At 40.9% G+C, this 13,565-nt stretch carries 9 protein-coding genes; 5 read left to right on the top strand and 4 right to left on the bottom strand.

The window, feature by feature from the left end; translation table 11 throughout:
• Positions 1-61: 61 nt before the first annotated feature.
• Positions 62-2,659, top strand: a complete 2,598-nt coding sequence (locus tag PCIT_RS18320) for an ExeM/NucH family extracellular endonuclease (RefSeq protein ID WP_010365673.1) — start codon at positions 62-64, stop codon at positions 2,657-2,659.
• Between the two features lie 131 nt (positions 2,660-2,790).
• On the opposite strand, the gene PCIT_RS18315 is transcribed toward PCIT_RS18320, so the two are convergent.
• A complete protein-coding gene (locus PCIT_RS18315) occupies positions 2,791-3,768 on the bottom strand; it encodes a fibrinogen-like YCDxxxxGGGW domain-containing protein (protein ID WP_010365671.1) in 978 nt (325 codons plus the stop codon).
• A 23-nt stretch (positions 3,769-3,791) separates the two neighbouring features.
• Between PCIT_RS18315 and PCIT_RS18310 the strand changes: the two genes are divergently transcribed.
• Positions 3,792-4,870 (top strand): IS3 family transposase gene (locus PCIT_RS18310; RefSeq protein ID WP_238347981.1). Its coding sequence is split into 2 segments (ribosomal slippage): positions 3,792-4,053 and positions 4,053-4,870, totalling 1,080 coding nucleotides; the frame shifts between segments, so codons are not numbered across the junction.
• A 4-nt stretch (positions 4,871-4,874) separates the two neighbouring features.
• Here PCIT_RS18310 and PCIT_RS18305 read toward each other — a convergent pair.
• The 3 genes from PCIT_RS18305 to PCIT_RS18295 form a co-directional block, all read right to left on the bottom strand.
• Positions 4,875-5,150 (bottom strand): hypothetical protein, encoded by a 276-nt coding sequence (locus PCIT_RS18305; RefSeq protein WP_010367671.1) that lies wholly within the window; start codon positions 5,148-5,150, stop codon positions 4,875-4,877.
• 90 nt (positions 5,151-5,240) lie between these two features.
• Complete coding sequence (locus PCIT_RS18300) at positions 5,241-5,939, bottom strand: hypothetical protein (protein ID WP_010367673.1); 699 nt, start codon at positions 5,937-5,939, stop codon at positions 5,241-5,243.
• Positions 5,940-6,014: 75 nt separating this feature from the next.
• A complete protein-coding gene (locus PCIT_RS18295) occupies positions 6,015-6,797 on the bottom strand; it encodes a PhzF family phenazine biosynthesis protein (RefSeq protein ID WP_010367675.1) in 783 nt (260 codons plus the stop codon).
• A 434-nt stretch (positions 6,798-7,231) separates the two neighbouring features.
• Between PCIT_RS18295 and PCIT_RS18290 the strand changes: the two genes are divergently transcribed.
• From PCIT_RS18290 to PCIT_RS18280, 3 genes are all read left to right on the top strand, one after another.
• Positions 7,232-9,199, top strand: coding sequence for an FAD-dependent L-amino acid oxidase (locus tag PCIT_RS18290; RefSeq protein ID WP_010367677.1), 1,968 nt, complete (start codon positions 7,232-7,234; stop codon positions 9,197-9,199).
• 68 nt (positions 9,200-9,267) lie between these two features.
• Entirely contained in the window at positions 9,268-9,441 is a 174-nt protein-coding gene (locus PCIT_RS18285; RefSeq protein ID WP_010367679.1) for a hypothetical protein, read from the top strand.
• A 193-nt stretch (positions 9,442-9,634) separates the two neighbouring features.
• On the top strand, positions 9,635-12,211 hold the full coding sequence (locus PCIT_RS18280) for a zinc-dependent metalloprotease (protein WP_010367681.1): 2,577 nt from the start codon (positions 9,635-9,637) through the stop codon (positions 12,209-12,211).
• Positions 12,212-13,565: the final 1,354 nt, after the last annotated feature.

The following is a 13,565-nucleotide window of genomic DNA, read 5'->3' as shown; positions in this document are numbered from 1 at the left end:
AGAATATGTCAGTAAAATTTTATATTCAAAATAATAAATCAATCACGGGAACTATAATAAGATGTTTAAAAAAGCAGTTTTGGCATCGCTGATTTCAGCGATATGCTTGCCAACGCAAGCACAACTCATTATTTCTGAGTACGTGGAAGGAAGCAGTAATAACAAGGCTATTGAGCTGTATAACACTGGTGCTGAACCAATCAACTTAGCTGGGCATACCCTGTCATATTACTTTAATGGTAAAACAACGGCTGGCAGAACTATTGACCTAGAGGGCACTATCGCACCAAAAAGCACCTTTGTGGTCGCTCACTCGAGTGCCACCGCTGAACTTGCAGATAAAGCACAATTGCTATCAGGCGGCAGCTGGTATAACGGTGATGATGCGGTTGTTTTGAGCCAAGGTGATAATGTTATAGACAGTTTAGGGCAAAAAGGGGTCGATCCGGGCAGTAGTTGGTCTGACTCAGGCGTGAGCACAAAAGATAGCTCGCTATTACGTATGAATACAATAGTAGAAGGCGATACTAACGATACTGATACTTTTGTTCCTTCTGAACAGTGGACCGCATTAGCAAAAGATGACTTCTCTAATATTGGGCTGCACAACAGTGAACAACCACCAGAACCACCCGTACTTGTTTGTAATGACAACAACACCCTTATAAGCAGTGTTCAAGGTGCTGGTGCAGAAAGTCCACTGGTCGGAGAGTATGTAGAGCTTCAAGGTATTGTGACTCTCAGCTTACAAAACAGTGAGCAACTTAAAGGCTTTTTCCTACAAGAAGAGCGTGCTCAATATGATAACGATCCACTTACTTCTGAAGGTATATTCATATCATTCGCTGATACCTCTGTGGTCGCAGGAGATATCATTAAAGTATCAGGTATCGTACAAGAACAATATGGGCAAACTCAGCTTGCATCAATCAACGGCATCATTAACTGTGGCACAGCACCCGTAATAATTACAGATATCACAATGCCAGTTTTACCGAGCCTCGAAGCCTATGAAGGAATGCTGGTTAATGTAACCAATGAGTTAGTCGTCAATGACACCTATGGCTTAAAGCGCTATGGCGAAATTAAATTAGCCAGTGAGCGTTTATATCAATCAACTCAACTTGCTTTACCAGGTGAAGCTGCCAATACGTTAGAAGCACAAAATAAGCAAAAAGAGCTCACACTAGACGACAGTATTACAACGCAAAACCCGGACGTGATCCCCTATCCAACCCCAGAACTTGACGCATATAACACGTTAAGACTCGGGGATAAGGTCAACAACATTCAAGGTGTAATTGGCTTTGGTTATAGTCAGTATCGTGTTCACCCAACACAGCAACCTAATTTCACCCAGCAAAACCCTCGCACTGAAGCCCCTCAGGTAACAGAGCGCGGAGACTTACGTGTTGCTAGCTTCAATGTGCTCAATTACTTCAATGGTGATGGCCAAGGCGGTGGTTTTCCTACATCTCGAGGCGCAGACAACCAAGAAGAGTTTGACCGCCAAAAGGCAAAAACAGTCAATGCCATACTTTCACTTGATGCAGATATTATCGGTCTCATAGAAATGGAAAATGACGGCTTTGATGAACTCAGCGCATTGGCCGACTTAACTTCTGCTCTTAATGAGCAAGACAGCACCAATCAATATGCTTATGTAAGTATAGACACCACGCAAGTGGGCGGTGACGCCATCATGTCTGCACTTATTTATCGCAGTAATACAGTGAAAGAAATTGGCACAGCCGCGTTCACAGAAGCCGTGCCTTTTGACTATGGCAACCGTCCACCCGTCATGCAAACTTTTGAATCACTCTCAAGCCAAGAAATGTTCAATGTAGTGATCACTCATTTACGCTCTAAGGGAAGTTGTAGTCGTGCAGAAGGCTTAGACCAAGATCAAAATGATGGCCAAGGTTGTTGGAACCTGACTCGTATCAATGCAGTAAAGGCGCTTTCATCATGGATCTCGACGGAGCCAACAGGATTATCTGACCCTGATACGTTGATCTTAGGTGATATTAATGCCTATGGACAAGAAGACCCTATTCGCACTTTTACAGAGCAAGGGTATATCAATATTAAGCAGCAATTGAATGGCAGCACTGACGATTACTCATACGTTTATAAAGGCCGTATTGGTAGCCTTGATCACGCCTTTGCCAGTACTGAAATGATGAATAAAGTCATCGCAACCTCTGATTGGCATATTAACGCCGATGAGCCAGCGGCACTTGACTATAACACCGAGTATAAATCAGACAAGCATAAAGCCAGCTTGTATGCAGAACATGCATATCGTTCATCTGATCACGATCCAATTATCATTGAACTTAATACCGCACCAGAACAAGATGTTATTGAAGGTGAGTTTACTGATATCAATGGCTGGTTATGGTGGCAGCGCTTTTCTATTGAATTACCTGAAGGCTACAAAACGCTTGAAGTAAGTATAGAAGGGCAAGGAGAAGCTGATTTATATGTTCGTCACAATCAAAAGCCCTACTTTTTAAGCTTTGATTGTCGTCCATATCTGTGGGGGAGCAACGAGCAATGTACCTTAAATAACGCACAAAGTGGCACATGGCACTTTGGCGTACGCGGTATATTCCCCTATAAAAATGTTACTTTAAAATACAAAGCAACTAAGTAACCCCCCGTTTGATTAAAACACTGTAATTAACGAAGCTGGGTTACTTAAACCCAGCTTCTACTGTTATCAAATAAGAAATAACTATCTACTACTTTAAAAATCCATCAGCTTTGATATAAACCATCACCAGCTTATTTTACATAAATACGCAGCTGGTCTTGCTCAGCACCACTGTACCGTGTGTTTATATAAGGCCAAATATCAAATTTAGTGGCATGCTGATACAATGATGCACCAACCGTAAGGTATGCATCTGCTCTAGAAGTATATTGAGTACTCAATGAAATGTAAGAGTAGTCAAGCCCTGTACTACTGCAACCACTTACCTCATCATGCCATAAATATGCAGTATCGTAAGGCACTACGGGGTAACTTAAACTAGCAACATCACTAATCTTTACGCATAAGCTACGCTGCAGTTTTTTCTTACTGATAAAAGCAACCTTGTTATTTTCATCAACTGTCATAATACCGATTTGCATTGACGTCAAAACACTTTGCCATTTATCGTCTGTAAGCACTCCTAACTCTGTCGGTTCAACAAAGTTTTTGGTAGCGAGTGAGTCTTGTGCATCCTTGTGATTGGCAACAAGAGTCCACCCTCCGTCAAGGTTAGTCATGTCACAATATGCATTAAACCCATTACCTTTATGTAAGCTTGAAGGTTCTAAATAATATACACCATCTGACGCATTAGGTGTTTCTGCGTAGATTGATGCACAAGTAATAGCATTAGGATCTAGCGGTGTTGGCTCACTTAAATCAATTTGACCCTGTACAAACTTACCATAATATTCCAATTCACCAATCACGATAGCATTATGACCATAATTAGATTTAACAACCAACCTAACGTATCGTCCAAACGCAGGTTCATCCAAAGTGACGACACTTTGATTAACATTTTGTAAGGTAAAGCTTTCATGATCCTCAAACGTAATATTGTCATTTGAAACTTGAAGTGTTATTTCCTGAGGCGCCATCCCCCCTTTTCGTGCTCCTTCATAAACGAATAATTTGAAGCCCGAAATATAAGCAACTTGCGTAAAAGCCACTTGCAACTGTAACTCCCCCAAAAAATGAAACAGTTCATAAGTAGAATTTTCCATTAACTAAAATAGGAAAATTTACGATGAGAAAAAGTAAGTTCACCGAAACTCAAATTGTCAGCATGATCAAAGAAGCTGAATCAGGTATTCCAGTGCCTGAAATTTGCCGTAAACATGGCATAGGCCAAAGCACATTTTACAAATGGCGCTCAAAATATGGTGGTATGGAAGCATCTGATGTTAAACGCCTTAAAGAACTTGAAGAAGAAAATCGTAAGCTAAAAGATATGTTTGCAACGCTGAGCTTAAAGCACTCGATGCTTGAGGATATCATTGCAAAAAAGCTGTAAAGACAAGTAGACGCAGAGCTTGGGTTGAGCATTTGAGAACTCAATTTAACGTCAGCGTCGCATTTGCTTGTGAAGTGGCTGGATTAAGCCGCTCAGTTTTTTATTACAAACATAAACGGCCATCAGATGATGAAGTTATCGACGCATTGCTAGCATTGATCGAACGTCACCAAAGGTGGGGGCTGCCCAAACTATTTAAAAGGCTTCGCAACAAGGGTAAACCTTGGAATAAGAAGCGTGTTGAACGTGTTTACAACATGCTTAAACTCAACTTAAGACGTAAAGGAAAACGCCGTGTACCAACGAGAACGCCAGAACCATTAAGTGCCCCACTGCAACATAATGAATCTTGGTCAATGGACTTTATGAGTGATGCATTAAGCTATGGACATCGGTTCAGAACATTGAATGTACTCGATGACTTCAATCGACAAGCATTAGCGATTGAAGTTGATACCAGTTTAACGGCTGAGAGAGTAATTAGGACACTAAAGCAGATCATTGCTTGGCGCGGCAAACCAAAACAAATTAGGGTAGATAATGGCCCAGAGTTTACTTCCACTATGCTTGAAACGTGGGCGATGGAAAACAGTATTAAGCTAGAGTTTATAAAACCTGGTAGCCCTTATCAAAATGGCTTTGTGGAAAGGTTTAACCGAAGTTACCGTGAAGAAGTGCTAGATTTATACTTGTTTGAGTCACTACAAGAAGTACGTGAAATCACAGATGAATGGTTAGATATTTATAATTATGAACGACCCCATGATTCACTTGGTGATATGACACCAATTAGTTATCTTGAGGCTGCATAAAATTCTACAAAAGAGCTGTACTAAATTGGGTGGAGTTACACAACCATTGAGGGGTATTTTTTTGATAACCAAGCCAAGCACCATTACTTACTTTTCCTAAAGAATCAACATTAATCTTAGTAGCACTGTCATAGCCATCAAATGCACTCGCAGGTGTATACCCAGGGTAGAACGTACTTGCACTATAGTGACTTTCACTGAGTCCATTAGTCTTGTTAAGTGCTATATTTTTGTTTGTGCCGGTTTCTTCTGCGGGAAGAAACGTTAGCCCGGGGTACAAGTTTTCATTTCTAAAACTGAAAGTATCCCCGCCGTATGTCGTATTACTGGTCGCAAATATCTTACCTTCAAAATTTAAAATACTGACCGATTAATTTACATGTGTCACTTCGCTGTCAGCGGTACGCTCTTCGTGAATAAATAATCGACTGTCGTTAATCCTTGTACCACTGTGATTTAGTAGCTCAGTGTTTACAATTAGTGACTCCCCATTAGGCATAGTTACATTGCTTGATGGTGAATAAATGGCTAAGTAGTTAACAGATTCCGCAGTAAAGTTAGAACTAACATTCTCAGCATAATCTAATGTAATTTTATAACTCTGCCTTGTTAAATCTGATGTCCTGACATTAAATGCATGAGCTGAATTATTGCTCGTGGCACTCAAAAATAGCTTTGGAACTTGAGGGAATTCTTCTTGAAACACCAGCAGTTTATTCTTACTCGTTAAATTCAGCGTCCCCGCTTCCAGTATAGTGCCATCGTCTAATGTATAACGCCCTTGATCTATAGCCAAATAAGGAACAACCTCTATATCATGGTGTTCATCTAACGTACTCCATTCTCTAAACTTTACAGAAAAATCATTACTCGCTGTTTTCTGAACACTTATAACCCCAGCTTCTTTGTCTTTATAAGAAGGTACTCCCATAATAAGGATTGGCTCACTAATTTCGTTAATGGTAAGCTGATATGCCTTATCAGTTACTTCAACGGTACCTACTGAGTACTCCATACCTGTACAAGTGCCAACAAACATAGCACCAATAAACATACACCTGTCTAACATACCTTTCCTTATTAACATTCATTTTATTGTGTATTAAAACTCTAAATGTACTCGAACATAGCTTTTACATTGACATCAAACGCTAATTTCACCTTTCAAATAGTCTATGGCTTGACCCGATAATATTACTTTATCTTCTTTTACATTACATACAACAGTGCCTGTTCTTGCAGAAAGTTGCTTACCGATAAGTTTAGTTTTATCTAGAAAACTAGCCCAAAAAGGTGCAAGTTCGCAATGTGCCGAGCCTGTCACTGGATCTTCGTTTACACGTAATTTAGGAAAAAAACAGCGGCTCACAAAATCCACCTTGTCGCCCTTTGCTGTGACCACAACTCCGCGTTTATCAAGACTATGCCAAGCACTAAAATCCGGCACTAACGCTTTTACCGCGGCTTCATTTTCGAGTACCACAACATAATCAAACCCCGCCCTAACTTCCCTTGGTTTACAATTCCCTAAGCCCTTTAATAAAACCTCTGGCGCTTCTATCACATCGATTTCTGTTGCCGGAAAGTCCATTGCATAGCCTTGCGGGGTTCTGCGTACGTATAGCGAGCCGCTGCGCGTTAAAAAGCATACCTGAGCCTTTGCATATCCCAAATGCCTAAACAATACATGCGCTGCCGCAAGCGTTGCATGGCCACATAAATCAACCTCTTCCATAGGCGTAAACCAACGTAGCTGAAAACTTTCTTCATGCTGAACAAAAAATGCTGTCTCTGATAAATTGTTCTCTTCAGCAATTTTTTGTAATAAGTCATCTTCAAGCCATGTATTTAATGGGACAACCGCTGCTGGGTTGCCCTCAAACGGATTACTTGCGAATGCATCAACTTGATATAATGGTAATTTCATTAAACTTTCTAACCTCTTCTAAAATAATGACGTTTTTGTAAAAAAATTTTTTATATAGCCATTTTCACACTATGGAGATAATACTGACTCAAAAGCTTCCACTCCACCCCTTACATTTATGTCGATTCTGATTAAACAGCCTTGAATTAATATAAAAACACAACCCTCGTTAAGTTCAGGTCTACAAGACATCAGTAATCTATTGATTTTAATAACAAAAACCCCCATTCAGACCTTCCCCTGAAAAAAGAAACATAAATGTAACCTGCTGTAATTACTTTTTTGTTGTGTATGAGCTAAGGTTTATAAACTCGATAATTGTAAATAGAAAGTAACCAGAAAATTAAAGCGTCAATGATTAACACGTGAACAATAAGTAAAAGGGCGTAAATACTTCCGGGTATTTACTCTTACCAACCATATAAGGAACTATCATGACCCACTATAAATTCGGTAACGAGATAAAGTCAAAAACGATCCCTAAATCGGTTAAAGTAGCCATTGTTGGTGCTGGTATGTCTGGCTTATATAGTGCTTGGCGTATTGATAAAGAACATAAAACACAAGACTTCGCAATATTTGAACGCTCCGATAGAACAGGAGGTCGGCTAGACTCTGATTTGATCAACTTTAAGAATCAACATACTGGTCCTGATGAACCTGAAATCATCACCGTTAAGGAAGAGCAAGGCGGTATGCGCTTTCTATTTGAAGGCATGGATGACTTAATGGCATTATTCCTATCACTCGATTTACAAGACCAGATTGTGCCTTTTCCAATGAATAGTGATGGCAATAACCGCCTTTACTTTCGGGGTGAAAGCTTTTCAGTTACTGATGCGCAACAAGATGACTACGCAATTTGGTCTCATTTATACAACCTAGCTCCTTCAGAACAAGGCGTTAACCCAAAAGACATTATCAATGTGGTGTTTAATCGTATTTTGCAAGCCAACCCTCATTTCGATGCTCGTCCAGAGGTTCGTGGTCCTGAGTTTTGGCAATCATTTAGGCTCGACTGTCAGTGGCAAAATAAAGGTCTAAATGAGTGGACGCTATGGGATTTATTTTCGGATATGGGTTACAGCCAAGAATGCATCACCATGTTGTATCGAGTACTCGGCTTCAACGGTACCTTTTTATCAAAAATGAACGCGGGTGTTGCCTACCAGTTACTTGAAGACTTCCCAGCCGATGCGCAATTCAGGACCTTTAAAGACGGTTTCAGTACTTTACCAAACTCACTCGTTGATCAGATTGGTACTGAACGTATTCACTTACAAACCAGCATTGAAGAAATCGATCATGATGAAGCATCTGGTAAATACATTCTGCACTACATCCATATTGATGAACAAGGCCAAGAGCACTGTGGCCAAGTTCATGCAGATAAAGTCATTTTAGGCTTGCCACGATTAGCTCTAGAGCGTTTATTTGTAAAATCAAACGCATTTAATCGCATGGAGAAAAGAGAGAGTGAAAAGCTTTGGAACACACTGCAAACGGCTTCGGATCAGCCTCTGCTAAAAATTAACTTATATTATGACAATGCATGGTGGGGCCAAGGGATAACAGGGCGTCCAGCAGTCGAATTTGGACCTAACTTTGCAGATTTACCAACCGGCTCCGTTTATCCATTTTATGCAGTGAATGATGAGCTCGCTGCCGCACTAATGTATGAAGAACGTGATACCAATCCGACGCAAACGATTCAACATAAACTCGACGCTATTAATAGTCAAAAATATAAGCGCCCCGCTGCTCTAACCATCTATTGCGACTATTTAAACATTAACTTTTGGAGCGCACTGCAGAGTAAAGGAGAGCTTTATCACAATCCAAAGCAAGAGCAATCGGTTGAAAGCGTACCCAGTGACATGTACCCAGCATCAGTGGCCGTCGTTCAACAAGCGACAAAGTTTTTCAAAGAAATTTTCAATACGCATTACGTACCAGACCCTATTTTAACCAGTGCCCGTATTTGGGAAGGCAGCGTGAACTTTGATACACCAACGAGTCAAAACTTTGGTTATGGCGTTCACCAGTGGGCTGTTGGCGCAGATGATAGACAAGTCATGGAAGATTTAGTTGAACCACTGCCTGGTTTATTCACCTGCGGAGAAGCATTTTCAGACTATCAAGGCTGGGTTGAGGGCGCACTGCGTTCAACTGATTTAGTACTTGAGCGTGGGTTTGGGTTAGCCCCTTTAAGTAAAGTATATGAAGACAATGCACATGTTTCGCCATCAACGACCATCAAGGCCGTCTATGAAGAAAACTCAGCGCAACTGATTAACCAGTATCTCGATGACCAATTCAGTGCTAATCAAGCACCTGTCAATAAATACTTTGATGAAAACACTGTGATTGGTGTCAATCTAACCTACTTTGATAAACCTTAACCACACACTACCAAGGCGGTTTACAGTAATCACAAACCGCCTTTTTTGATCCCAACAAAGGAATTACTATGAACAGTGTTATTAATGAATTCTGCGTTGCTGATTACCTCAAGGCACGTTTAGAAGAAGCTGGTGTTGAGCAAATGTTTGGCGCACGCCTTGTAACAAGCCAACAGGCCTACTCAGCAGTGGGGGAAGATGAAATTAATAACCCAAATTGGCCACCTGAAAATAAATTTTAATAACGGTTTATAGAAATACGCTAGATTATTACTGCCCTCTTTAGAGAACGAGCATATCTAACCTTAAAGAGGGTAGCTCAATTACCACCCAAACAACCATATTCACCGTATTTTTATGAAATTCACCTTACATCACTACCTCTAACGCGCAGAAAAAGTTATATTTCTTCAACTGTACCTGTTAGGAATAATTATGACATTCAATAAAAAAATTCTCGCGTTAAGCATTGCTGCGTGTATGAGCACAACATTTTATAGTGCGCACGTCACTGCAGCCGATAAAAATGCGACAAAAGCGGAAGAAAAAAAACAAAAAACAATAGCTGAAATCACTAAAAACCACACTCAACATGACGGCCTATTCACGTTGTTTCAGAATAAAAAGTCAGGTTCAGTACTGCTTAAATTAAATGAATCGCAACTCAACAGCGAATTCATTCATTTCTCTCAAATAATGGATGGCTCTGGTGACTTTGGTTTTAGAGGCAGTTACCGTGGCAGCTCGGTTTACACTTTCAACCGTGTTTTTGACCGCATTGAGATCCGCGCAGAGAATCCACATTTTTACTTCGACCCAAGTAATGCAATAAGTGGTGCTAAAGATGCCAATATCAACCGACCAATTATCGCCAGTGTTAAGATAAAAGCACAAGATGAAAAGAGCGGTGATATCCTCATCGATGCCAAAAGCATCTTTTTAACTGAAGCGCTTGATCAAATTAAGCCATCAAAAAATCCAAAACAAAAACCGGGTCAGCGCCGTACTTTAGGTAAACTAAGTAAAGATAAAACAAAATACTTAGCACTACACAACTACCCGCAAAATACTGATTTAAGTATTGAATATGTTTACGACAGTGCAGCACCAATGAGACCAAGTGTTTCACGCCCAAGTACCGCTGATTTTGCATTCACAGATGATCGCAGCATCAATCTGCATATACGTCATAGCCTAGTAGCTATGCCTGAAAATAACTTTAAACCGCGTTTTGACGACCCTCGCGTCGGTTATTTTGGTCAAACTAAATACGATATGACGGCACTACAAGATCCAACACCATATCGTGATGTTATTAACCGCTGGCATTTAGAAAAGAAAGACCCTAGTGCAACGCTATCTGAGCCCGTTGAGCCTATCGTGTGGTGGATTGAAAATACTACCCCAGTTGAATACCGTGACATCATTAAACAAGCAACCCTAGCTTGGAACCCTTCATTCGAAAAAGCGGGCTTCAAAAATGCGATTGTAGTTAAAATCCAACCTGATGATGCCACTTGGGATGCCGGCGATTTACGTTACAATGTATTACGTTGGACATCGTCTCCAAAAGTACGCTTTTCGGGTTACGGTCCTAGCTTTGCCAACCCTAAAACTGGCCAAATTTTAGGTTCTGATATCATGTTAGAACTTGCTGGATTTACACGTCGTTTAAATTCACTTGATTTGTTTAGTGGTGAACTCAGTACAAACGCAGCTGAACATCATCATGATCATTCTGCACTGGTTGAATCTGCACAATTTGGTCAAGCAGCCTTAAATGCCTCAGGGGCAAGCGCTGCAGACAAATCTCGTTTTATTGATGAGTACTTGCATTACCTTGTATTGCATGAAGTAGGTCATACGCTAGGCTTAAACCACAACATGCGCTCAAGCCAATTGCATTCAAAAGACAAAGTACAATCAATTATGCCAAGTGACAACTTGCCATTAACGGGCTCTGTAATGGAGTACCCTGCGATTAACTTTGCACCTAATGGTAAAAAGCAAGGCTTATACTACACCACGATGACTGGTCCATACGATGACTGGGTCATTGAATATGGTTATTCTGAGTCACTTAACGACGCAAAAGCTGAGCAACAACGCTTAAATAAAATTTTAGCGCGTTCAACTGAGCCAGGAAATGCCTTTGGTAACGATGCCGATGATATGCGTGCACCAGGTAAAGCCATTGACCCTCGTGTAAATATTTATGATTTATCAAGTGACGCGATAGGCTATGCCAATGACCGCTTAGACAGAGTGAATACCTTAGTATCTGATTTACTGAAGCGCTCTGTAGTTGAAGGTCAATCTTATCAAGGTCTCGTTACTGATTATGCAGTACTCACTCGCGAGTATCATAACAATGTAGGCGTCGTATCACGCTATATTGGTGGTGTCTATGTAGACCGTGGATTTGCGGGTCAAGAAAATGCTCAAACACCATTCACACCAGTACCAGAGCAAGAGCAAAGACGTGCAATGCAAGTACTGAGCGATTTTGTTTTTGCACCAGATGCGTTTTCTGTTGATCAAGAACTGGCACAGCATTTACAAATGCAGCGTCGTTTCTTCTTTAACTACTCAAAAACAGAAGATCCAAAATTCCACGATATGGCATTACGCACACAAAAGTCAGTGCTTAACCACGTAATGCACCCTGTTGTGTTAAAGCGTATTGTTGATACTGAACTTTATGGTAACGAGTTTAAGTTAGATGAAGTATTTACTGAGCTGACCAACGCCATTTTCAAGGCCGATGCAAGAAAAGATGTAAATAGCTTCAGACGTAACCTGCAACGTGAATACGTGAATCGTCTAATTAAGATTGCAAGCAACGACAAACGTGGTGCAAGTGTACAAAGCATTCAAGCATTAGCACGTTATAACTTAAAAGAAATTAAAGATATGATTAAGCGTCGTAAAGGTGACACCGTTAGTGCGGCACATAAAGAGCAGCTTATTTACTTGATTTCAAAAACACTCGATCCAAATGGCAAAGCATAAAATTGCCATGATGGGTTAACTCTTTCGCTGCTAAGTGAAAAGAGAGATAACAATCAAAACGGTGCTATTTAGCACCGTTTTTTATTACTGTCGAAATTCAGTTGAAGATGATTTTGAGAGTATGCATATGTATTAAGATGAGCTTAAATTTAAACCCATCTCGCCGTCACCCTAAAACCAAGGGGCTAGGTGTTTGGGCGCTACTCTTAACCAAATACTCGCTTCGCTCTTTATAAAAGTCACCGTGTTACATTTACTGGATCCTGAACAAGCTCGTGCCTCACTTTTCAGGAAGACGAAATATGTAACAGCATCTCGATTACAAAGCATTTGCACTAAATTCAGCTCAAAATCTCCCCCAGCCGTCATCCCAAAACCAAGGAACGAGGTGTTTGGGATCCATATTTGGCCTAATCACTGCTTCGCTCAAAAAAGGAGAGTGAAAGTTTCTGGATCCGAACAAGCTCGTGCCTTGCTTTTTAGGACGACGAATCGGTTTACAGTTTAGCCGCGTGCAAAGCTGAGCCACACTGTAAGATGCACTTAAATACAAAAGCAAAAACAACGAAGCTGCATGCGCATACACTTAAGCTAAAACCCACCCCGCCGTCATCCCAAAACCGAGGTACGAGGTGTTTGGGATCCATATTTGGCCTAATCACTGCTTCGCTCTTTATAAAAGTCACAGAGTTACGTTTTCTGGATCCTGAACAAGTTCGTGCCTCACTTTTCAGGAAGACGAAATATGTAACAGCATCTCGATTACAAAGCATTTGTACTAAATTCAGCTCAAAACCTCCCCCTGCCGTCATCCCAAAACCGAGGAACGAGGTGTTTGGGATCCATACTTGCTTAAATACCCTTTCGCTCAAAAAAGTAGAGTTATGTTTTCAGGATCCTGAACAAGCTTGTGCCTTACTTTTAAGGACAACGAATAAGTTTACAGTTTAGCCACGTGCAAAGCTGAGCCACACTGTAAGATGCACTTAAATACAAAAGCAAAAACAACGAAGCTGCATGCGCATACACTTAAGCTAAAACCCACCCCGCCGTCATCCCAAAACCGAGGAACGAGGTGTTTGGGATCCATATTTGCTCAAAGAACCTTTTCACTCAAAAAAGGAGAGTGAGGGCTTCTGGATCCTGAACAAGCTCGTGCCTCACTTTTCAGGACGACGAATCGGTTTAGAGTTTAGCCGCGTGCAAAGCTGAGCCACACTGTAAGATGCACTTAAATACAAAAGCAAAAACAACAAAGCTGCATGCGCATACACTTAAGCTAAAACCCACCCCGCCGTCATCCCAAAACCGAGGAACGAGGTGTTTGGGATCCATACTTGCTTAAATACTCACT

The organism is Pseudoalteromonas citrea (assembly GCF_000238375.3).
GTDB lineage: Bacteria > Pseudomonadota > Gammaproteobacteria > Enterobacterales > Alteromonadaceae > Pseudoalteromonas > Pseudoalteromonas citrea.
Note: the sequence above shows the minus strand (reverse complement) of the source record. Positions and strands in the feature narration are given on the sequence as shown.